Genomic DNA, 20,831 nt, shown 5'->3' on the forward strand with positions numbered 1-20,831 from the left:
GGAGCGCGATCCCCGCACCGGTGGTCGCGCTCCTGCTCGCCTGACCGGACGGGGATCGCCGTGCGACTACGGCAGGGCGGGCGTCACGTCGACCTGGAAGATCGGCAGCTTGCCCAGCTTGCGGTACGCGTGCAGCGACTCCGGGGTCGCGTCCACCGACGAGTCGCGGCCGTCCTGGTTGTGCGGGGTGTCGAAGTGCACCAGGGCACGGATGTTCGGGAAGTTCTCGATCTGCCGGCCCACCTCGCGGTAGAACTCCGCCTTGTGACCCGGGTTCTTCCGCGACGACCAGACGCCCCACTCGGCCACCATCAGCGGCTTGTCCGGGTGCCGGCTCCGCGCCCAGTTGTAGAAGCCGGGCCAGTTGGGGCGGGCCGAGCTCTGCCGGTTCAGCAGCTCGGCGAAGTCGCCGTGGCCGTAGCCGGGGTCGCTGTAGGCGTAGGTGTCGAAGCCGATCCAGTCGACCACGTCGTTGCCCGGGTACATCTTGTCGAACCAGCTCTTGCTGGTGTGCGGCACGTACGCCATGTGCACCAGCACCGTCACCAGGTTGTCCACCCCGCGCCCGCGCAGCCGCTCGACCACGTACCGGTACATGTCCGAGTAGTCCTCGGCGGTGTAGCCGGAGCCCCTGCGCTCCTTGACGTTGTCCTCGGCCTCGTGGTGCACCGTGAAGAAGAACTGCTCCGGGAACTCCTTGTTGATGTGCCGGGCCAGCCGGTCGAGGAACGCGTCGGTGCCCCTGTCGCCCTTGGCGATGGCGGCCCAGGTGGCGCCGGCCGGCTTCCAGTTCAGGAACAGGATGCGCTCCCGGCCCGGCTCGCGGGCGATCCCCCGCTCGGCCTTCGTCGGGAAGAGCTGGCGGATGCCCTTGTGGTAGGCGTGGTAGACGGCCTGGTGCCGGTCGGTCTTGCGCTCGAAGGCGGCCAGCGCCGTGCGGCCGCGGTCGTCGGTGAAGGCGCCGGGCGCCACGCCCCAGAGCACGCCGCAGGAGGGTACGAGCTTGCGGCCGGTGCGGCACCGCTCGCCGTTCTGGTTGCGCAGGGCCGGACGGGGGCCGCCGAGGACGGTCTGTCCCGCGCCGGGGCGGGCGGCCCTCGCACTCGGCGCCGCGGAGCCGGAGGGTGCGGGTGTGCCGGACGCGCCGGGGGTGACCGTCGGCGCGCCGGGGATCGCCGGCACGCCCGGTTCGGCGGCCGGTTCCGCGCCGGGCAGCGGGGGCAGCGGCCCGCCGGGCACGGTCATGACCGGGGCGGTGCCCGCGAGGCCGAGTTGTTCCACACCGCCGGTCCAGGCCCACGACAGAGTGGCCATCACGGTGACGGCGAAGATCGCCGTTACGGCGATGAGGTGCAGGAGCCTGGTTCGGTGCGGTCGACGTCTCACGATCGCCCACTATGCGACCTAAAGTCCGTTTTGTCGACTATCTGGGCCGGATCTCCGCGTGGCGACGGTCTAGATCAGACTGAGTGCCGACCCCGCTCGACCCCGGGCAGTGCGGCTGCGAAACTGTCCCTCAAGCCGCTGCAAGGGGAGTCTTAGGTGAACGACGGTTCTGTGCTGCCCGAGGACGTGTTGCGTGACGCGCCGTCGTACACGCCGCGCGCGCACGAACTCGCCGACCTGGAGTTGTTGCTCTCCGGGGCGTACGCGCCGCTGACCGGCTTCCTCGGGCGGGCCGACCTGACCGCCCTGCAGCGCCGCGGCCGGCTCGCCGACGGGACACCGTGGCCGGTCGGGGTGACCTGCGAGATCCCCGCCGAGCTCGCCACCACGCTGGACCTCAGCGATCCGCTGCGCCGCACGGTGGTGCTCACCGACCCGGAGGGCGCGCCGGTCGCCGCCGTCGAGGTCACCGACACCTGGCCGACCGGCGAGCGGATGTACGCCATCGGCGGCACCGTGCGCCGGATGGGCGACGGCGGGCACGGGCCGTTCCAGCGGCTGCGGCGCACCCCGCAGGAGGTGAAGGCGCTGCTGCCGCCCGGCCGGGTGCTCGGCGTCATCGCCGACCGGCCGCTGCACCGCCCGCAGCTCGCCCAGATCGCGCACGCCGCCCGCACCCTGGCGGCCCACCTGCTGATCATCATCCCGGTCACCGGGCCCGGCCCGGACGGGCTGCCGCCGGAGGCGCTGGTCCGGTCGATCTTCGCGGCCCGCGACCGGATGCCGCCCGCGACGATCGTGGCGGTGCCGCTGATGCCGCGCAGCGACGAGATGCGCGACGCGCTGCTGCGGGCCCGGGTGGCGACCGCGTACGGCGTCACCCACGTGCTGTCCACCGGCGACATGCTCTCCGGCGGCGGCCTGCGGGTGCTGGTGCCCCGCGAGCTGGCCTACGACAACCGGGACGGTCAGTGGCGCTGGCGCGACGACATCCCGCCCCGCAACCGCCGGCTGGCGATGACCTCCGCCGAGGTGGAGGACCTGCTCGACCGCGGCTTCCCGCTGCCCGAGTGGCACACCCCGCCCGCGGTGGCCAAGGAGCTGGCCCGGGTCCGCCCGCCGCGCCGGCACCGCGGCCTGGTCGTGTTCTTCACCGGCTTCTCCGGCTCCGGCAAGTCCACCATCGCCCGGGGCCTGGCCGACTCGCTGCGGGAGGGCGGCGAGCGGACGATCACCTTCCTCGACGGTGACGTGGTGCGCCGCGAGCTCTCGGCCGGCCTCGGCTTCAGCCGCGCCGACCGGGACCGCAACGTGCGGCGGATCGGCTGGGTGGCCGCCGAGGTGGCCCGGCACCGGGGCATGTCGATAGCCTGCCCGATCGCGCCGTACGCCGACGCCCGCACCGCCGTGCGCCGGATGGCCACCGAGGCCGGGGCCGGCTTCGTGCTGATCCACGTGGCGACCCCGTTGGAGGTCTGCGAGCGCCGCGACCGCAAGGGCCTGTACGCCCGCGCCCGGGCCGGCCAGCTGCGCGGGATGACCGGCGTCGACGACCCGTACGAGGAGCCGACGGACGCCGAACTCACGCTCGACACGACGGACCTGACCGTGGTCGAGGCCATCGACGTGGTGCTCGCCTACCTGGTGGAAAGCGGCTGGGTGGAGCCGAACATGAAGTAACCGATGGCGGTGGAGTAGTTACGCAACGGCGCACGGGCCGTTTACCCCCTACGGGGGGCGAAACGCCCGATTGCTGACCAACTCACTCCACACCCCGAAAGGGCCGCCGAACCGATGGAAGATCCACGCCCGGTGTCCGCCGACCTCTCGCACTACCTGGGCGTGTTCCGCCGGCACTGGTGGGTGGTCCTCGCGGCTGGTGGTGTCGGCCTCGGGCTGGGCGCCCTGGTCACCCAGGCCGTACCGAGGGTCTATGAATCGTCGACCTCGGTGCTGGTCCAGGCCGTCTCGGGGGATTCCAACGCCTCCGGCGGCCGCACCAAGGGCCCGATCAACCTGGACACCGAGGCCCAGCTGGTCGGCTCCGGCGCGGTCGCGGTCAAGGCCGCGGCCCTGCTGCGCTCCCCGGTCTCCCCGATCACGCTGGCCCACGACGTCTCCGTCGAGGTGCCGGCCAACACCACGGTGCTGGTGATCCGCTTCCAGGCGGACACCCCGCAGGGCGCGCAGGCCGGTTCGCACGCGTTCGCCGAGGCGTACCTGCGCAACCGGGAGGAGACCGCCCGGGCCGAGCTGGATTCCCGGATCAAGACGCTGAACGCCAAGGCCAAGCAGCTCACCACCAGCCTGAGCAACATCAACAGTCGGCTGGCCAGGGCGGCCGACGGCAGCTTCGAGCGCAGCAACCTGGAGAGCCTGCGGAACAACTCGCAGAACCAGCTCAACAACATCACCGGCCGGCTCAACGAGCTGACCACCGCCACCGTGGGCGCCGGCAGCATCATCAGCGACGCCCGCGCGCCCGACGCCCCGACCAGCCCGAACGCGCTGCTGAACATCGCCACCGGCGGGATGGTCGGGCTGCTCGTCGGGCTGGCGCTGGCCTTCGTCCGGGAGCGCTTCGACCGGCGCCTGCGGACCGCGGCCGACGTCCGCGACCGGGGGCGCATCCCGGTGCTGGCGTCCCTGGACGAGCGGACCACCCCGCACTTCGACGACGTGCTGCAGCCGTACGGGCCCGGCGGGCGGGTCTTCAACCGGCTGCGCAACGAGATCCTGGCCAGCCTGAACAGCGGCGACCAGATCATCGTGGTGACCGGGGCCAGCCGGGGCTCGGCGACCACGCTGGTGGCGGCGAACCTGGCGGCGGCGCTGGCGCGTACCGGCAGTGATGTCGTGCTGATCGGCGCGCACCTGCCGGACAGTGTGGTGGACGCGGCGCCGCTGGCCCGGATGCTCGGCGTCGCGCCGATGCCGGGCCTGTCCGACCTGCTGGCGGGCCGGATCGGCCTGCAGAAGGCGATGCAGCGGACCCCGCGCATCCCGTCGCTGCGGGTCATCACGACCGGCGGCGCGGCGACGGCGGCGGGCCTGATGCAGTCCCAGCGGCTGCGGGACACGCTGGAGGCGCTGCGCCGGCAGACCGGCTACGTGGTCATCGAGGCACCCTCGACCTCCAGCAGCGCCGACGCGCAGAGCCTGGCCAGCCTGGCCGACGCGGCGATCCTCGCGGTCGAGCTGCGCCGGGCCAAGCGGCCCGCGCTGCTGGACGCGGCCGAGCAGCTCAGCCGGGTCGGCACGCCGCTGCTGGGCGCCGTGGTGCTGCCCCGGCTGAACGCGATGCGGACCGACGAGCAGAACCTGCCGGTGGTCACGCTGCCGGCCGAGCGCCGGCCCGAGCCGCGCCCCGGGCAGCGGCCGGAGCAGCCGAGCGAGCAGCGCAACGACCAGCGCCCCGACCAGCGCCAGGAGGAGCGCCGCGAGCCGCGGCCGGACGAGACCGCCGTGCTCGACACCGACCGGACCCAGCCGATGCGGCGGGTGCCGGCCGGCACCACCTCCGGCGGCCCCGGCGGACCCACGTCCGGCGGGCCCACTCCCGGCGGACCGGTCCGGCCGCGCCCGACCGAGCTGGAGGAGGTCACGGCGATCATCGACCTCGGCTCGGCGAGCGCCCGCACCAAGACGGCCGAGAAGACCGGCGAGCAGCCGGACGAGAAGTGACGCTGGTCGTCCCGGGCGGCCCTGGCACCACCAGCACCAGGGCCGCCGGGCCCGCGCACTCCGCCGCCCCGGCGCGCCGGCCGACCGCCCTGCCGGCCTGGCCGCTGGCGAGCGTGCTGGCGTTCTATCCGCTGTGGTGGGCGCTCGGCCTCGGGGTGCTGATCTTCCCGCTGATGGCGGCGCCGATGCTGGTGCTGCTGCTGCGCCGGCGCGCGGCCGGGCGGCCGCTGCTGCTGCCGCCCGGCTTCGCCTGGTGGCTGCTGTTCCTGGTCGCGGTCGTGGTGAGCGTCGCGGCGCTGGGCGCCGACCCCAGCGGTACGGTCGCCGAGCCCGCCGGCGACCGCCTGGTCGCGGTCGTCTACCGGCTGTCGCTGTACGCGTCCCTCACCGTCCTGCTGGTGTACGCGGGCAACCTCACCGAGCGGGAACTGCCCCGCCGCCGGCTGGTCAAGCTGCTCGGCTGGCTGTTCGTGGTCACCGTGCTGGGCGGGCTGCTCGGCATGGTCGCCGGGCGGTTCGAGTTCACCTCCCCGGTCGAGTGGCTGCTGCCGCCGGAGGTACGCGGCAAGGGGTTCGTGCAGTCGCTGGTGCACCCGTACGCGGCGCAGATCATGGACCTGGTCGGCGCCGAGAAGCCCCGCCCGGCCGCGCCGTGGGGCTACACCAACACCTGGGGCAACAACTTCTGCCTGCTGATGGGCTGGCTCGTGGTCGCCGCCTGGTCCTCCCGGCGGGCCGGTGTGAAGCTCTTCGCACTGGTCTGCCTCGGCGTCTCGATCGTGCCGGCGGTCAGCTCGCTCAACCGCGGCCTGTGGATCGGCATCGGCGTGGTCGTCCTCTACGTCGCCGCCCGGTACGTGCTGATGGGCCGGATCTGGATCATCGGCGCGCTGCTGCTCGCCGGGGCCGGCCTGGTCGTCGCCCTGGTCGCCACCCCGCTCGGCGACACGGTCACCGCCCGGCTGGACAACGGCAAGTCCAACGGTGTGCGGACCTTCCTGGTCGAGCGCGCGATCGACGGCTTCGCCGACTCCCCGGTCATCGGCTACGGCTCGACCCGCAACACGGTCGGCGGCCGGAACTCGATCGCCGTCGGCGAGAGCTCCGAGTGCGAGCGCTGCGGCAACTTCACCGTCGGCGGCAACGGCCAGTTCTGGCAGCTGATGTACGCCCACGGCGCCGCCGGCACCCTGGCCTACCTGGCCTTCTTCGGCTACGGCCTGTGGCGCTTCCGGCGCGACCGCACCCCGATCGGGATCGCCGGCAGCGCCGCGCTCGTCAGCTCGTTCTCGGCGATGCTCTGGTACAACTCGCTGGCCACCCCCCTGGTCTTCATGTTCCTGGCCTACGCGCTGCTCTGGCGCAACGAACAAGCGGCCGACCGACCCGGAGGGCAAAGCCCATGAGTCCCGTCAAGACCGCGCCCGCCGCCCTGACCGCGGGCGACGCGGCGTTACGCGCCCAGTACCTCGCCGAGGTGCTGGAACTGCTCTACCCGGCGCCCTGCGACACCACCGGCGGTCCCGGCCCGGAGATCACCGAGTACCTGGTGGTGCCGGACGCGCGCCGGCCCCGGCTGCTGGTGCCGAACACCTCGCGCCGGGTCGCCGCCGCCGCGGTGCGCCGGTACGCGGAGCCGCAGTCCCGCGGCGCCCGCCTCAAGCGGGACGCGGTGGTGGCCGCGCTGCGCACCGGCGCGTCCGGGCTGCTGCTGCGCGACCGGATCAGGATCACCGGCCCGGCGGCGGAGAGCATCGACGGCCACCTGCGTGACGCGCTGGGCCGCGAGCTGTCGGTCAGCATCCACATCGGGCCGGCGCGGGCCAACCGCAAGCCGGTGCTGCAACTGATCAGCCCGGCGGGCGAGACCTTCGGCTTCGGCAAGCTCGGCACCGGGCCGCTCACCCGGCGGCTGGTCAAGGCCGAGATCGCGGCGCTGGAGGCGCTCGGCACGGTCGGGCTCACCAAGCTGGCCGTGCCGACCGTGCTGTACGCCGGCCAGTGGCGAAGGCTGGAGGTGCTGATCCAGTCGGCGCTGCCGGTGTGGCAGCCCCGGGCGCCGCTGACCCCGGACCGGCTGCACGCGGCCATGCTCGACGTCGCCGGCTGCCGCGGGTTCTACCGCGGCACGCTGGTCGGCAGCGCGTACTGGGCCGAGCTGCGCGGGCGGCTCGCCGCCGTCGGCGACCGGCCCGAGGGGGTCGCGCTCACCTCGGCCGCGGAACTGCTCGCCGCCCACGCCGGCCAGCACACCCTGCGGTACGGCGCCTGGCACGGCGACTGGGCGCCGTGGAACATGGCCAACCTCGCGGACGCGCTGCTGGTCTGGGACTGGGAGCGGTTCGCCACCGGGGTGCCGGTCGGCTTCGACGCGATCCACCACGAGTTGCAGCGGCGGATCCAGTCCACCGGCGACGCCGCCGACGCGGTGGAGGCGACCGTCCGCCGCGCCGGTGAGCTGCTCGCGCCGTTCGACGTGGCCGACGACGTCCGGGAGCTGACCGCCCTGCTCTACCTGGTCGACCTCGCCGCCCGCTACCTCGCCGACCGGCAGGCCGAGGCCGGTGCCCGGCTGGGCGTGCTCGGCACCTGGCTGCTGCCGGTCCTGATCCGCCGGGTGGAAGAGCTGTGACCCGGCACCACACCATCGGAAGGGCGCTGTAGCCATGGACGTCTCGAAAGTTCCGAGCCCGGTCAAGCGGGTCGTGCACCTGGGCTCCCGTTCGTACGGCCGGCTCACCGCACCCGCGCGGATGACCCCGTCGTTCCTGATCTGCGGCGGCCAGCGCTGCGGCACGACCTCGCTCTACCGCGCCCTGGCCGCGCACCCGGTGGTGCTCAAGGCCGTGCTGCACAAGGGCGTGCACTACTTCGACGTGTCCTACGACCGCGGCATGGGCTGGTACAAGGGGCACTTCCCGATGCAGCGCAGCGCGGAGAAGGTCCGCACCCGCTACGGCGTCGACGCGCAGACCTTCGAGTCCAGCCCGTACTACATGTACCACCCCCAGGCAGCCGCCCGGATCGCCGCCGACCTGCCCGGCGCCAAGCTGGTGGTGCTGGTCCGCGACCCGGTCGAACGGGCCTACTCGCAGCACCACCACGAGGTGGCCCGGGGCTTCGAGCAGGAACGCGACTTCGGCAACGCGCTCGCCCTCGAGCCCGCCCGGCTGCACCGCCAGGAGCACAAGCTGGCGACCGACCCCACCTACTACTCGTTCGCCCACCAGCACCACGCCTACCGGGCCCGCGGCGAGTACGCCCGCTACCTGAGCGTGATGGCGCAGCACGTCGGCCGGGAACGCATCCACGTCGTGGAGAGCGAGCGGTTCTTCACCGAGCCGGAGCAGACCTACGACGAGGTGTGCCAGTTCCTCGGGCTGCCGACCGACCTCGGCCGGCCGGCGTTCGAACGGCACAACGCCCGGCCCCGGCAGTCCGACATGGACCCGGTGCTGCGCCGCGACCTGACCGACCACTTCGCCCCGCACGACGACGCCCTGATCACGTGGCTGGGCCGGGTGCCCGTCTGGCGCTCGGTGTGACCGACTGCACCGAGCGCAGCGAGGGCCAGGAGGGCATACCCAGCCGGTACCGCATGACCGTTGCCGACACCGTCGCGGCGCCGGACCGGAAGGGCACCCGGGGCGTCGCCCGCGGCGGGCTGGCCAACATGGTCGGCTCGGCGCTGGCCGGCGGCACCGGCGTTGTCGTCACCTGGGTGGTCGCCCGCGGCCTGGGCACCGAGCAGGCCGGTGCGTTCTTCGCGGCCACGGCCGCCTTCGTGCTGGTCGGCGGGCTGGCCAAGCTGGGCACGCAGACGGGCCTGGTGTACTGGCCGGCCCGGCTGCGCGCCACCGGCCGCGACCACCTGCTCGGGGCCTGCCTGCGGACCGCCCTGACGCCGGTGTTCGTGCTCTCGATCGGGCTGGCCGTCGCGATGTGGTTCGGCGCGCCCGCCATCGCGGGGCTGACCGCCGGCGACTCGCCGCAGGTGTTCGCCGCGCACATCACCGCCCTGCGGGTGCTGGCCGTGTTCCTGCCGTTGCAGGCGCTCACCGACGCGCTGCTCACCGCCACCCGCGGCTACAAGGCCATGCGGCCGACCGTCACCCTGGACCGGGTCCTGCGCAGCACGCTGCAGTTGCTGTGCGTGGGCGCGGTCGGGGTGGCGACACTGTGGACGGCGGCGACGCTGCCCGTGTTCGCGTTCGCCTGGGCGGTGCCGTACCTGCCGGTGGTGATCCTGGCGGCGGTCGCGTTGCGGCGGACGTACCTGGCGGGCCGGCCCGGCGGGCCGCGGACCCGGCGCCGCGACCGGCGGCAGCTGCGCCGCGACTTCTGGCGCTTCACCGGGCCGCGGGCGCTGGCCAGCGTCGCGCAGCTGGCCCTCCAGCGGGTCGACGTGCTGCTGGTGGCGGCGCTGGGCGGGCTGGCGCCGGCCGCCGTCTACGCGGTGGCCGGCCGGTTCGTGGTGCTCGTCCAGTTCGCCAACCAGGGCATCTCGCAGTCGGTGCAGCCGCGCCTGGCCGAGGCGCTGGCGGTCGGCGACCGGGCCACCGCCAACCACCTCTACCAGACCGCCACCGGCTGGCTGGTGCTGGTCACCTGGCCGATCAGCTTCCTGGTGATCCTGTTCGCGCCGGTCTACCTCGGCCTGTTCGGCGCCGGCTACCGGCGCGGCGCCGACGTGGTGGTCGTGCTGGCCTGCGCGATGCTCGTGGCGACCGGCTGCGGCATGGTCGACATGGTGCTGGCGATGGCCGGGCGCACCTCGTGGAACCTGGTCAACGTCCTGATCGCGCTCGGCGTCACGGTCGGCCTGGACGTGCTGCTGATCCCCCGGTACGGCGCGCTCGGCGCCGCGGTCGGGCTGGCCTGCGCGATGGTCGCCAACAACGTGCTGCCGCTGATCCAGATCGGCCGGGTGGCCCGGCTGCACCCGTTCGGCCGCGGCACGCTGGCCGCCGCCGGGCTCTCCGTCGCGTGTTTCGGCGCCCTGCCGCAGCTCGTCACCGCCGTCGCCGGCCCCGGCGCGGCCGGCCTGGCGCTGGCCGTGGCGGTGGCCGTGCCCGCCTTCGCCGGGGGCGCGTGGCTGCTGCGCAAGCGGCTCGGCCTCAACGCCTTCAAGCCCCGAAAGCTCACCCAGAGGAGGACCGGTTGACCACCGAATACACCGAGGTGTTCCAGGACGCCGACGCCGTCGACAAGTACGAGCACGTCACGTACGCGCCGGACAGCTACGCGTCGCGGATCAACGAGCGGCAGCAGGCGTACCTGCGCAAGCTCGTCGCCGGCTCGTTCAGCACCCCGCCCGTGCAGCACGACTTCGCCTGCGGGACCGGGCGGGCCATCCGTACGCTGCACGGCCTGGTCCGCGAGGCGCACGGCTACGACACCTCCGCCGAGATGATGGCCAAGGCCGCCGAGGTCGGGTCGCAGGCGCAGTGGCACCAGGTGCCGACGGACGGCCCGGTGCCGGAGCCGGTGCCGGCCGGCCACCCGGCGATCGTGACGATGTTCCGGCTGCTGCTCAACGTGCACCCCGACGTCCGGGAGCGGGCGATCGCGTTCGCCGCGAAGGCGCTGCCGACGGCGGAGTCCGGCCTGCTGGTGGTCGAGAACCACGGCAACGCCGGCTCGCTGCGGCACCTGCGGGCCCGGCGGCACTCGGGTGAGCGCTGGTTCGCCGAGCTGTCCCACGCCGACGTCGCGGAGCTGCTCGGCCGGCACGGCTTCGAGGTGACCGAGCGGCGCGGCTTCTCGATGCTGACCGAGTCGCTGGACCACAAGGCGCTGGCCCGCGCCGCCGACGCGGCCGCGCGCAAGCTGCCGGGCACCGACGGCTTCGCGGTCAACGTCCTCTACACGGCGCGCCGGAAGAAGTAGCGCCTGCCATGCGCCGCGTTCTCGTTCTGCTGGGCCTGCTCGTCCTGCTGCTCACCGGCTGCACGTCGCACGAGCGGCAAGAGCCTGAGCCCTCGCCCGCTCCCGACCTGACCAGCGCACCCGTCGCGGTCGCCGTGAACCCCGGCCCGTTCGAGGCCGGCCCGTTCGAGGCGCCGGCGGAGGGCGCGTACCTGGGTGCCTGGATCAAGCCGGATGCCCTCACCCACACCGGCCGGGTCGAGGCCGTCGACGCCCTCGAGGAGGAGCTGGGCCGGCCGCTCGACATCGTCAACACCTACCGGCGCTTCGACCAGATGGTCGGCACCCGGTCGGACGCCGACTTCCTGGACTCGGGCGCGACGCTGATGGTGAGCTGGGCGACCGGCGACAACCGCTCGATCACCGCGGGCGAGCACGACCGGCTGATCCGCCGGCAGGCCAAGGCGATCCGGAAGGTGAAGAAGCCGGTGCTGCTGCGGATCCGGTGGGAGATGGACCGGCCCAACCTGCGCGCCACGATGTGGTCCGGGCCGGACTACATCGCCGCGTACAAGCACATCCGGGCGATCTTCGCCGAGCAGCGGGTGAAGAACGTGTCCTGGGTGTGGTGCCCGACCGCGGAGGGCTTCATCCGCGGCGACGCGCCGGCCTTCTACCCCGGCGACGACCAGGTGGACTGGACCTGCGTGGACGTCTACGCGGGCAACCTGTTCCAGCCGATCGGCCGGCTCATGGGGCCGTTCCTGCAGTGGGCGGCACAGCGGCCGAAGCCGATCGTGATCGGCGAGTTCGGGGTGGCCAAGGCGTGGGGCTCGGCCGGGCGGACGGCCTGGCTGGCGGACGCGGAGCGCACCTTCAAGGCCAACAAGCAGATCAAGGCCGTCGTCTACTTCGAGTCCGACCCCGAGGGGAACGGGCCGAAGCAGCAGTTCCGGCTGGGCGGCGACCAGGCCGCGTTCCGGCAGTTCACCCAGCTGACCCGGGACCCGTACTTCAACCCGGAATAGGCCGGCTGCGGCCGTCGGACGGCCATCCGTCCGGCGGCCGCGGGCGCGTCGGGGTCACCGGCGGGCGGCGGCGCCGGCCAGCAGCCGCATCGCGTACGGGGCGTCGTGCTTGAGGTAGCGCCCGGCCAGCCGGCCCGGCTCGGTGCCCAGCCGGTGGGCCCATTCCAGGCCGGTCTTCTGCATCCAGCGCGGCGCCCGGTCGACGTCACCGGCGACGAAGTTGACCGCGGCGCCGCAACCGATGAACCAGGCCCGCGGCAGCTCGGCACGCAGCCGGGTGATCACGGCCTCCTGCTTCGGGAAACCCAGGCCGACGAAGACCAGATCGGGTTCGGCCCCGGCCACCGTGCGGCAGAAGCCGGCATAGGACTGTGCGTCACGCTCGAAGCCGAAGGACGGGCACGACGTGCCGGCGATCCGCAGCCCCGGGCAGTCGCGGGCCAGGCGGCCGGCGGCCCGGGTGGCGCCGTCCGCGACCCCGCCGGCCGCCGGGGAGCCGCCGACGACAAAGACCGAGCGGCCGTCGTGGGCCAGGCCGCGCGACAACGACCAGATCAGGCTGCTGCCCGCGACGCGTTCCGGCAGCGGGGTCCCGCTCAGCTTGCTGGCCCAGACCAGCGGCATCCCGTCGGCGACGACCAGGTCGGCGTCGTCCAGGTACGCCCGGACGGCCCGGTTGACCTGGGCCTGCCGCAGGATGTCCACGTTCGGGGTGAGGATCCGGCCACCGCGGCCGGCATCGATCGCCTCGCGGACGAGCGCCACCACCTCCTCCTCGGTGATCCGGTCGAATCCGGTGCCGTCGAGATGTACCCGGTCGAATGCCTCGATGGTCATGCCACGCCTCCTTCAGCCTTGCTCGCTCGTTATAGGAGCGAAACGAGCGAAGGCGGGCGAAAGTGGCACGGATTCTGTATTTGGGTGGATTGGGACGAAGCGGGACGACTCTCGTCGAGCGCCTGCTCGGCGAGCTGCCCTCCGTGTGCGCGCTGGGCGAGATCGTCCACCTCTGGCAGCGCGACATCCGCGACAACGAGCGGTGCGGCTGCGGCGCCCGGTTCGCTACCTGCACGTTCTGGAAGCGGGTCGGCGAGCACGCCTTCGGCCACTGGGGCAATGTGGACGTCGACCGGGTGCACGCGCTGCGGGACGTCGTCGAGCGCACCCGGCACATCCCGCGGCTGGCCGGCGCCCAGCTGCCGCCGGCCCAGCGCGCGGACGTCCGCGAGTACGCGAGCTTCTACGCCAAGGTGTACGCGGCCGCCGCCACCGTCTCCGGCGCCGAGGTGGTCGTCGACTCCTCCAAGCACAGCGCACTCGCGCACGTGCTGCGCTGGGCGGACGATGTGGACCTGCGGGTCGTGCACGTGGTGCGGGACGCGCGCGGGGTGGCGTACTCCTGGACCAAGACCGTCGCCCGGCCGGAGTCCGACGGCGGCGACGAGATGACCCGCTACTCCCCCGGCCGCTCGGCGCTGCTGTGGAACGCGCACAACGCGGCCTTCGGCCTGCTCTCCCGGCGCGGCGTGCCGGTTCGCCGGATCCGCTACGAACAGTTCCTCACCGACCCGCGCGCCGCCCTGCGCGAGCTCGCCGAGTACGCCGGCGTCCCGGCCACCGAGGCGGATCTGGCCTTCCTCGGCGACGGCTACGCGGACCTGCGGGTCGGCCACAGCGCGGCCGGCAACCCGATGCGCTTCAGCGTCGGCCGGCTGCCGCTGCGCCGCGACGACGCCTGGGTCCGCGCCCTGCCCAGCGGCCAGCGCCGGCTCGTCGGCGCGGTGTGCGCCCCGATGCTGCGCGCGTACGGCTACCCGCTCAACCCCGCAGTGCCCCAGGAGGCGTGATGAACTGGCCGTCCGTCGGTGTCGTGATCCCCACCCGCAACCGCCCCGAGCTGGTCCGCAAGGCGATCGCCGGGGTGCGCGCCCAGCGCTACCCGGGCGAGCTGAAGGTCGTGGTGGTCTACGACCAGACCGAGCCCGACTACCTGCTGGCCGCCACCGAGCAGACCCAGGTGCTGGTGCTGACGAACTGGCGCACCTCGGGGCTGGCCGGCGCCCGCAACACCGGCATCCTCGCGCTGGACAGCGAGTACGTGGCCTTCTGCGACGACGACGACCAGTGGACGCCGGACAAGCTGCGCCGGCAGGTGGCCGCCCTGCTGGCCGAGCCGGACTCCGAGATGGCGACCTGTGCCATCGCGGTCGAGTACGAGGGGAAGACCACCCCCCGGCTGGCCGGGCGCAGCCGGGTGACGGTGGACGAGCTGGCCCGCTCCCGGATGGCGATGCTGCACTCGTCGTCGTTCCTGATCCGCCGCGAGGCCCTGGCCGACTCGGCGATCGGGCTGGTCGCCGAGGACGCGCCGGGCAGCCAGAACGAGGACTGGGACCTGCTGCTGCGGGCGGCCCGCCGGGCGCCGATCGTGCACGTGGACGAGCCGCTGGTCCGGGTCCTGTGGGGCCGCACCTCGCACTACGCCTACGAGTACGCCACCAAGATCTCCTCGCTGCGCTGGATGATGCAACGCCACCCGGAGATCAGCGGCTGCCGCCCCGGCGCGGCCCGCGTCTACGGACAGCTCGCCTGCTGGTCGGCGGCGACCGGCAACCGCAGCCAGGCCTGGCAGTTCAGCAAGGAGGCGGTCCGCGCCAACTGGAAGGAGCCGCGGACGGCAATCGCGCTGGCGGCCATGACCGGCGCGGTGAAGGTGGAGAACGTGCTCTCCGCCCTGCACAAGCGGGGCCGAGGTATCTGACACAGCACCCTTTTGCGCACACCCGATCAGCGGGTAGTGTTCGCACGTGTTCGAATTCGTGCGGTTAGACCGACGTAGCGACGGTGAGTGCTGATGTTGGCACAGCAGCGTCAGGCCGCGATCCTCGATCGGGTCCGGGCCGCCGGCGGAGTCCGGGTCAGCGAACTGGCCACCGAGTACGGCGTCTCCGACATGACGATCCGCCGTGATCTGGAGACCCTGGCCGACCGTGGCCTGCTGGCGAAGGTACACGGCGGCGCGACCACGGTGAGCCCCGGTTCGGCGCACGAGCCGGGCTTCGCGGCCAAGTCGGTGCGCCAGCGCGCCGAGAAGGCCGCGATGGCCATGCGCGCCGCCGCCCTGGTCTCCCCCGGTGACGCCATCGCCCTGTCCGCCGGCACCACGACCGCGGGCCTGGCCCAGCGGCTCGTGGACGTGCCCGCGCTCACCGTGGTCACCAACTCCATCCCGGTCGCCGACGTCTTCTACCGGGCCGGGCGCCCGGACCAGACCGTGGTGCTGACCGGCGGCACCCGGACCCCGTCGGACGCCCTGGTCGGCCCGGTGGCGGTCGCCGCGATCGGCACCCTGCACCTGGACATGCTGTTCCTGGGCGTGCACGGGATGAGCGAGCGGGCCGGCTACACCACCCCGAACCTCATGGAGGCCGACGTCAACCGGGCCCTGGTGGAGGCGGCGGAACGGCTCGTGGTGCTCGCCGACCACACCAAGTGGGGCACCGTGGGCATCTCCTCGATCGTGCCGCTGGACCGCGCCGACGTGGTGATCACGGATGACCAGCTGGACGAGACCGCACGTGCGGTCCTGGCGGAACAGGTGAACGAACTGATGGTGGTAAGCGCCCAATGATCTCTCAGCGGACAGCGATCCGGCTCTCCGACGGCCGTGAGCTCATCTACTTCGACGAGACCCGGGACGCGGACCGCGGCAAGTGGCCGGACACCCGCCGGCTGCCCCCGCCGCCGCCCACCTCGCAGCTGCGCTACGACCCGCTGGTCGACGAGTGGGTGGCGGTCGCCGCGCACCGGCAGACCCGGACGTTCCTGCCGCCCAGCGACAAGTGCCCGCTCTGCCCGTCGACGCCGGAGTTCGCCAGCGAGATCCCGGCGCCCGACTACGACGTGGTGGTCTTCGAGAACCAGTTCCCGTCGTTCAGCGACCGGGTCAAGCCGGACGAGATCACCGGGCTCACCGACATGGTGCCGGTCCGGCCGGGGGTGGGGCGCTGCGAGGTGGTCTGCTTCACCAGCGACCACACCAGCTCGTTCGGCTCGCTGCCGCCGGGCCGGGTGCGCACGGTGCTCGACGCGCTGGCGGACCGGACGGCGGAGATGTCGGCGCTGCCCGGGGTCGCGCAGGTGTTCCCGTTCGAGAACCGCGGCATCGAGATCGGCGTGACGCTGAGCCACCCGCACGGGCAGATCTACGCGTACCCGACGGTGCCGGCCCGGACCCAGGCGATGCTGCGGGCCGCACACCAGCACGCCGAGCGCACCGGCGGCCGCAACCTGTACGCGGACGTGCTGGCCGCGGAGCGCAAGGCCCAGGTCCGCGTGGTGGCGGCGAACGAGCACTGGACGGCGTACGTGCCGGCCGCGGCCCGCTGGCCGTACGAGGTGCAGATCGCCCCGCACCGCCAGGTAGCGGACCTGCCGGGGTTGACCGACGCGGAGCGTGACGCCTTCGGGCCGCTGTATCTGGACGTGCTGGGCCGCTTCGACGCGCTGTTCGGCAAGCCGATGCCGTACATCTCGGCCTGGCACCAGGCGGTCGTCGGGGCGGGCCGCGAGCTGGGCTACCTGCACCTGCAGCTGTTCAGCATCCGGCGCGCGGCGGACAAGCTGAAGTACCTGGCCGGCTCGGAGTCGGCGATGGGCGCCTTCGTGAACGACATCGTCCCCGAAACCGCCGCCCAGGCCCTCCGCGACGCGGGCTGACCAGGGGAAACTTAGGGGGCGGGGGGCCCGGGACAAGGCCCCCCGCTGGGAAGGGACGGCAGGCGCAGATCACCCACTGATCGCGCGCGATCCCCAGACCGATCGGCGCCCGGGACAAGGCGGCCAGACCGGCGGGCGACTGGGAAGCACTGCGCGACCGTCATCCGTTCTATCAAGACAAACGAGCTGTCCTACCCGAAGTTACGCCGGTCAAACGCGCCCTTCGGCACATTCTCCAAAAAGGGCCGCCGGCACCTGCCGACGGCCCTTTCCGGGTACGGGGATCAGGAGAGCTTGCGCGCCAGGTTCTCGTCCAGGGCGTTCATGAACTCGTCCGTGGTCAGCCACGGGGCGTCCCGGGAGATCAGCAGCGCGAGGTCCTTGGTCATCTGACCGCCCTCGACCGTCTCCACGCAGACCCGCTCCAGCGTCTCGGCGAACTCGGTGACCGCCGGGGTCTCGTCCAGCTTGCCGCGGTGCTTGAGGCCGCCGGTCCAGGCGAAGATCGACGCGATCGGGTTCGTCGACGTCTTCTCGCCCTTCTGCCACTGCCGGTAGTGCCGGGTGACCGTGCCGTGCGCGGCCTCGGCCTCGACGGTGTTGCCGTCCGGGGTCATCAGCACGGACGTCATCAGGCCGAGCGAGCCGAAGCCCTGCGCGACGGTGTCGGACTGCACGTCGCCGTCGTAGTTCTTGCACGCCCAGACGTAGCCGCCCTCCCACTTCATCGCGGCGGCGACCATGTCGTCGATCAGCCGGTGCTCGTAGGTGAGGCCGGCGGCCTGGAACTGCTCGGCGAACTCGGTCTCGAAGATCTCGGCGAACAGATCCTTGAACCGGCCGTCGTACGCCTTCAGGATCGTGTTCTTGGTCGACAGGTAGACCGGGTAGTTGCGGGCCAGGCCGTACCGGAACGAGGCGCGCGCGAAGTCGCGGATCGAGTCGTCGTAGTTGTACATCGCCATCGCGACGCCGCCGCCGGGGTAGTCCGCGACGTGGAACTCCATCGGCGCGGAGCCGTCCTCGGGCGTGAACGTGACGGTCAGCTTGCCGGCGCTCGGCACCACGAAGTCGGTCGCCTTGTACTGGTCGCCGTGCGCGTGCCGGCCGATGATGATCGGCTTGGTCCAGCCCGGCACCAGCCTGGGTACGTTCGACATGATGATCGGCTCGCGGAAGACCACGCCGCCGAGGATGTTGCGGATCGTGCCGTTCGGCGACCGCCACATCTTCTTGAGGCCGAACTCCTCGACGCGGGCCTCGTCCGGGGTGATGGTCGCGCACTTGACGCCGACGCCGTGCCGCTTGATCGCGTTGGCCGCGTCGATGGTCACCTGGTCGTCGGTCTCGTCGCGGTACTGGATCGACAGGTCGTAGTACTCGAGGTTGACGTCGAGGTACGGCAGCACCAGCTGCTCGCGGATCTGCTTCCAGATGATCCGGGTCATCTCGTCGCCGTCGAGCTCCACGACCGGGTTGTTGACCTTGATCTTCGCCATCGACCGGCGCTCCTCTCCGGGACACGTGCTTCTAGCAGTACGAGCGTACTGCAGGTCGGTTGAAGATCGCCTCCCGGCCTCTCCCTACCCTCCCCCCACGACGCGCCCCACCCGGCCAGAATGGCGGGATGTCTGCCATCCGGAAGATCGGCCCGCTGACCGTCATCGCCCTGCAGGACGCCGAGGGGCCGCACTTCGACCGCCGCGAGGACGCGCTCCCGGAGGCCACCGCGGCGCAGTGGGCCGCCGCCGACGCGCGCGACCCGGCCGCGCGAGCCGCCGACGGCCGCTGGTGGTTGCGCTTCCGGAGCTTCGCCATCCGGTACGGCGAGAGCGGCCCGGTCACCCTCGTCGACGCCGGGATCGGGCCGGCACACTCGCTCGCCGCCGACTGGGCTCCCGTACCCGGGCACCTGCCGGCGGAGCTGGCGGCGGCCGGCATCCGGCCGGCGGAGGTCGAGGCGATCGTGCTGACCCACCTGCACACCGACCACATCGGCTGGGCGGTGCCGGCGGACTCGCCGTTCACCGAGGCGCAGGTGATCGTCCAGCAGGCGGAGGTCGACGCCTTCGCCGCGGCACGCCAGCAGGACACGCTGCTGCGGCCGCTGCGCGAGCAGGGGCGGCTGCGGGTGGTCTCGGGTGACACCCGGCTGGGCGAGGGCGTACGGATCGTCTCCACGCCAGGGCACACCCCGGGGCATCAGTCGGTGCTGGTGGAGTCCGGAGCCGAGTCGATGCTGATCACGGGGGACCTGCTGGTGCACGCCGTGCAACTGATAGACCCGGGCCTGGCCTACGGCCACGACATGGACACCGACCTGGCCCGGGAAAGCCGGGAGGCGGCGCTTGCCACGGCCGCGACCCGTGACTCGTGGTTGGCGGTGTCGCATCTGGGCCAGCCGTATTGTCTTACGAAAGAATGAAGCTCGAGGCGCACGGGCCCGGACCCTTCCCGGCGCTCGTAAGATGTGACCGAGGTTGCGATTTCCGTGGAGGAGGTTCCCCATGACCGCCGCGATCAGCGGGCTGCCACCCGCGGACGGCTGGACCGTCGACGACCTTTATGCCCTGCCCGATGACGGCGTCCGCCGCGAACTCATCGATGGAGCACTGCACGTGTCCCCCTCGCCGACCAGCGTCCACCAGGTCATCGCCATGCGTCTCGGCGTCCTGCTCGAGCAGACCTGTCCGGAGCATCTCTTCGTGAGTCAGGCCAACGACGTGGAGCTCAGCCCGAACCGGATGTTCATCCCGGACGTGCTGGTCACCACGTTCGAGGCGGCCCGCCGGCGCACCGGCAGCTTCCTGGCGGACGAGGTCGTGCTGGTGGCGGAGATCGTGTCGCCGGGCTCGCAGAGTGTGGACCGGGTGCTCAAGCCGGCGCTCTACGCGAAGGCCGGCATCCCGCACTACTGGCTGATCGAGACCGACGGCGGCCTCACCGTGCAGACCTACCGGCTCAACGGCGACGCGGAAGCGTACGAGCCGTCGGGGACCTTCACCGACGTGGTCAGCACCGACAGCCCGTGGCCCATCGAGATCCCGGTCGCCGCGCTGCGTCCCCGCAACCTCTGAGGACGGAAAAGGCCGGAGCCCCAGCGGGCCCCGGCCTTTCCGCGTTCGGATCAGAGATCCGCGACGTCCGCCTGCTTGGCGCGGACCGCCTCGGCGGCCTCCTTGAGGCCGGCCAGCTCCGCGTCGGTGAGGTCGGTCTCGACGACCTGCTGCACGCCCGCGGCGCCGATCTTGGCCTCGACGCCCAGGTAGACGCCGGAGATGCCGTACTCGCCGTCCACCCACGCGCAGACCGGCATGACCGCGCCGGAGTCCTCCGCGACGGCCTTGGCCATCCGGGCCGCGGCGGCGGAGGGTGCGTAGTACGCCGAACCGGTCTTGAGCAGCGCCACGACCTCGGCACCACCGTTGCGGGTGCGGGTGACCAGCTCCTCGACCTTGTCGGCCGGGAGCAGGTCGGCCAGCGGCTTGCCGTTGACCGAGGACTGCGACGGCACCGGCACCATGGTGTCGCCGTGCGAGCCCAGCGTCAGCGTCTTGACGCTGCTCACCGGCACCTGGAGCGCCTCGGCGACGTTGTTGGTGAAGCGCGCCGAGTCGAGCATGCCGGCCTGGCCGAGCACCCGGTTCTTGGGGAACTGGGTGGCGATCTGGGCCAGCGCGGTCATCTCGTCCAGCGGGTTGGACACCACGATGACCACGGCGTTCGGCGCGTACTTCGCGATGTTCTCGGCGACCGAACGGACGATCTTGGCGTTGACGCCGAGCAGGTCCATCCGGCTCATGCCCGGCTTGCGGGGCAGGCCGGCGGTGATCACGACCACGTCCGAGCCCTCGATGGCCTCGTAACCCTCGCCGTTCGGGCCGGTGGTGGCGCCGACGACCTTGGTCTCGAAGCCCTCGATCGGGCGGGACTGGTTGAGGTCGAGCGCAAGGCCCTCGGGCTTGCCCTCGACGATGTCGGTGAGCACCACGGTGGAGAAGATGTCGTACTCGGCCAGACGCTGTGCGGTCGTGGACCCGTAGAAACCGGCGCCTACGACGGTGACCTTCTTGCCCATGTCTCTCACTCCCAGTCTGCGGGACCCATTTTCCGGACCGTATCAGTCGGTTAACGGCGCATTACCGG

18 protein-coding genes are annotated in these 20,831 nt (G+C 72.5%); 14 read left to right on the forward strand and 4 right to left on the reverse strand.

Features of this window, described 5'->3' with window-relative positions:
• Nucleotides 1-66: 66 nt before the first annotated feature.
• Nucleotides 67-1,386, reverse strand: a complete 1,320-nt coding sequence (locus ACIBQZ_RS34590) for a glycosyl hydrolase (protein WP_396093053.1) — start codon at nucleotides 1,384-1,386, stop codon at nucleotides 67-69.
• 156 nt (nucleotides 1,387-1,542) lie between these two features.
• Here ACIBQZ_RS34590 and cysC point away from each other — a divergent pair, with 156 nt between their 5' ends.
• From cysC to ACIBQZ_RS34630, 8 genes are all read left to right on the forward strand, one after another.
• Nucleotides 1,543-3,066: an adenylyl-sulfate kinase gene (gene cysC, locus ACIBQZ_RS34595; RefSeq protein ID WP_396093054.1), complete on the forward strand. Its 1,524-nt coding sequence runs from the start codon at nucleotides 1,543-1,545 to the stop codon at nucleotides 3,064-3,066.
• A gap of 132 nt (nucleotides 3,067-3,198) precedes the next feature.
• A complete protein-coding gene (locus ACIBQZ_RS34600; RefSeq protein ID WP_396093055.1) occupies nucleotides 3,199-5,070 on the forward strand; it encodes a GNVR domain-containing protein in 1,872 nt (623 codons plus the stop codon).
• Nucleotides 5,067-6,476, forward strand: coding sequence for an O-antigen ligase family protein (locus ACIBQZ_RS34605; protein ID WP_396093056.1), 1,410 nt, complete (start codon nucleotides 5,067-5,069; stop codon nucleotides 6,474-6,476). The genes ACIBQZ_RS34600 and ACIBQZ_RS34605 overlap by 4 nt, the downstream gene beginning before the upstream one ends.
• Nucleotides 6,473-7,702: a hypothetical protein gene (locus ACIBQZ_RS34610; protein ID WP_396093057.1), complete on the forward strand. Its 1,230-nt coding sequence runs from the start codon at nucleotides 6,473-6,475 to the stop codon at nucleotides 7,700-7,702. The genes ACIBQZ_RS34605 and ACIBQZ_RS34610 overlap by 4 nt, the downstream gene beginning before the upstream one ends.
• Before the next feature lie 34 nt (nucleotides 7,703-7,736).
• Nucleotides 7,737-8,615 (forward strand): sulfotransferase family protein, encoded by an 879-nt coding sequence (locus ACIBQZ_RS34615; RefSeq protein WP_396093058.1) that lies wholly within the window; start codon nucleotides 7,737-7,739, stop codon nucleotides 8,613-8,615.
• Complete coding sequence (locus tag ACIBQZ_RS34620; protein WP_396093059.1) at nucleotides 8,612-10,234, forward strand: lipopolysaccharide biosynthesis protein; 1,623 nt, start codon at nucleotides 8,612-8,614, stop codon at nucleotides 10,232-10,234. The genes ACIBQZ_RS34615 and ACIBQZ_RS34620 overlap by 4 nt, the downstream gene beginning before the upstream one ends.
• A complete protein-coding gene (locus ACIBQZ_RS34625; protein WP_396093060.1) occupies nucleotides 10,231-10,959 on the forward strand; it encodes a methyltransferase domain-containing protein in 729 nt (242 codons plus the stop codon). Before ACIBQZ_RS34620 ends, ACIBQZ_RS34625 begins: the two co-directional genes overlap by 4 nt.
• 8 nt (nucleotides 10,960-10,967) lie before the next feature.
• Nucleotides 10,968-11,966 (forward strand): glycosyl hydrolase, encoded by a 999-nt coding sequence (locus ACIBQZ_RS34630; protein ID WP_396093061.1) that lies wholly within the window; start codon nucleotides 10,968-10,970, stop codon nucleotides 11,964-11,966.
• Nucleotides 11,967-12,020: 54 nt separating this feature from the next.
• Here the strand turns inward: ACIBQZ_RS34630 and ACIBQZ_RS34635 are convergent, their stop codons facing one another.
• Entirely contained in the window at nucleotides 12,021-12,803 is a 783-nt protein-coding gene (locus tag ACIBQZ_RS34635) for a WecB/TagA/CpsF family glycosyltransferase (protein WP_396093062.1), read from the reverse strand.
• 62 nt (nucleotides 12,804-12,865) lie between these two features.
• Between ACIBQZ_RS34635 and ACIBQZ_RS34640 the strand changes: the two genes are divergently transcribed.
• The 4 genes from ACIBQZ_RS34640 (at nucleotide 12,866) to galT (ending at nucleotide 16,685) form a co-directional block, all read left to right on the forward strand.
• Entirely contained in the window at nucleotides 12,866-13,813 is a 948-nt protein-coding gene (locus ACIBQZ_RS34640; RefSeq protein WP_396093063.1) for a sulfotransferase, read from the forward strand.
• Complete coding sequence (locus ACIBQZ_RS34645) at nucleotides 13,813-14,727, forward strand: glycosyltransferase family 2 protein (RefSeq protein WP_396093064.1); 915 nt, start codon at nucleotides 13,813-13,815, stop codon at nucleotides 14,725-14,727. The genes ACIBQZ_RS34640 and ACIBQZ_RS34645 overlap by 1 nt, the downstream gene beginning before the upstream one ends.
• Nucleotides 14,728-14,820: 93 nt before the next feature.
• Nucleotides 14,821-15,597, forward strand: a complete 777-nt coding sequence (locus tag ACIBQZ_RS34650; RefSeq protein WP_396093116.1) for a DeoR/GlpR family DNA-binding transcription regulator — start codon at nucleotides 14,821-14,823, stop codon at nucleotides 15,595-15,597.
• On the forward strand, nucleotides 15,594-16,685 hold the full coding sequence (gene galT / locus ACIBQZ_RS34655) for a galactose-1-phosphate uridylyltransferase (protein ID WP_396093065.1): 1,092 nt from the start codon (nucleotides 15,594-15,596) through the stop codon (nucleotides 16,683-16,685). Before ACIBQZ_RS34650 ends, galT begins: the two co-directional genes overlap by 4 nt.
• 284 nt (nucleotides 16,686-16,969) lie before the next feature.
• Here the strand turns inward: galT and ACIBQZ_RS34660 are convergent, their stop codons facing one another.
• A complete protein-coding gene (locus ACIBQZ_RS34660; protein WP_396093066.1) occupies nucleotides 16,970-18,184 on the reverse strand; it encodes an NADP-dependent isocitrate dehydrogenase in 1,215 nt (404 codons plus the stop codon).
• Nucleotides 18,185-18,312: 128 nt separating this feature from the next.
• Between ACIBQZ_RS34660 and ACIBQZ_RS34665 the strand changes: the two genes are divergently transcribed.
• Nucleotides 18,313-19,110: an MBL fold metallo-hydrolase gene (locus tag ACIBQZ_RS34665; RefSeq protein WP_396093067.1), complete on the forward strand. Its 798-nt coding sequence runs from the start codon at nucleotides 18,313-18,315 to the stop codon at nucleotides 19,108-19,110.
• 82 nt (nucleotides 19,111-19,192) lie between these two features.
• On the forward strand, nucleotides 19,193-19,762 hold the full coding sequence (locus tag ACIBQZ_RS34670) for a Uma2 family endonuclease (protein WP_396093068.1): 570 nt from the start codon (nucleotides 19,193-19,195) through the stop codon (nucleotides 19,760-19,762).
• A gap of 50 nt (nucleotides 19,763-19,812) precedes the next feature.
• Here ACIBQZ_RS34670 and mdh read toward each other — a convergent pair whose 3' ends face one another.
• Nucleotides 19,813-20,763 carry a malate dehydrogenase gene (mdh, locus tag ACIBQZ_RS34675; protein ID WP_396093069.1) on the reverse strand — a complete coding sequence of 317 codons (951 nt, stop codon included), beginning with the start codon at nucleotides 20,761-20,763 and terminating at the stop codon, nucleotides 19,813-19,815.
• Between the last annotated feature and the right edge of the window lie 68 nt (nucleotides 20,764-20,831).

Source organism: Actinoplanes sp. NPDC049599 (assembly GCF_044465625.1).
Classification (GTDB): domain Bacteria; phylum Actinomycetota; class Actinomycetes; order Mycobacteriales; family Micromonosporaceae; genus Actinoplanes.

Bases quoted from the DNA above. Each gene is read 5' to 3' on its own strand.
- ACIBQZ_RS34610 (WP_396093057.1), top strand. From the start codon at position 6,473: ATGAGTCCCGTCAAGACCGCGCCCGCCGCCCTGACCGCGGGCGACGCG.
- ACIBQZ_RS34615 (WP_396093058.1), top strand. From the start codon at position 7,737: ATGGACGTCTCGAAAGTTCCGAGCCCGGTCAAGCGGGTCGTGCACCTG.
- ACIBQZ_RS34630 (WP_396093061.1), top strand. From the start codon at position 10,968: ATGCGCCGCGTTCTCGTTCTGCTGGGCCTGCTCGTCCTGCTGCTCACC.
- ACIBQZ_RS34635 (WP_396093062.1), bottom strand. From the start codon at position 12,803: ATGACCATCGAGGCATTCGACCGGGTACATCTCGACGGCACCGGATTC.
- ACIBQZ_RS34645 (WP_396093064.1), top strand. From the start codon at position 13,813: ATGAACTGGCCGTCCGTCGGTGTCGTGATCCCCACCCGCAACCGCCCC.
- ACIBQZ_RS34650 (WP_396093116.1), top strand. From the start codon at position 14,821: ATGTTGGCACAGCAGCGTCAGGCCGCGATCCTCGATCGGGTCCGGGCC.
- galT (WP_396093065.1), top strand. From the start codon at position 15,594: ATGATCTCTCAGCGGACAGCGATCCGGCTCTCCGACGGCCGTGAGCTC.
- ACIBQZ_RS34660 (WP_396093066.1), bottom strand. From the start codon at position 18,184: ATGGCGAAGATCAAGGTCAACAACCCGGTCGTGGAGCTCGACGGCGAC.
- ACIBQZ_RS34665 (WP_396093067.1), top strand. From the start codon at position 18,313: ATGTCTGCCATCCGGAAGATCGGCCCGCTGACCGTCATCGCCCTGCAG.
- ACIBQZ_RS34670 (WP_396093068.1), top strand. From the start codon at position 19,193: ATGACCGCCGCGATCAGCGGGCTGCCACCCGCGGACGGCTGGACCGTC.
- mdh (WP_396093069.1), bottom strand. From the start codon at position 20,763: ATGGGCAAGAAGGTCACCGTCGTAGGCGCCGGTTTCTACGGGTCCACG.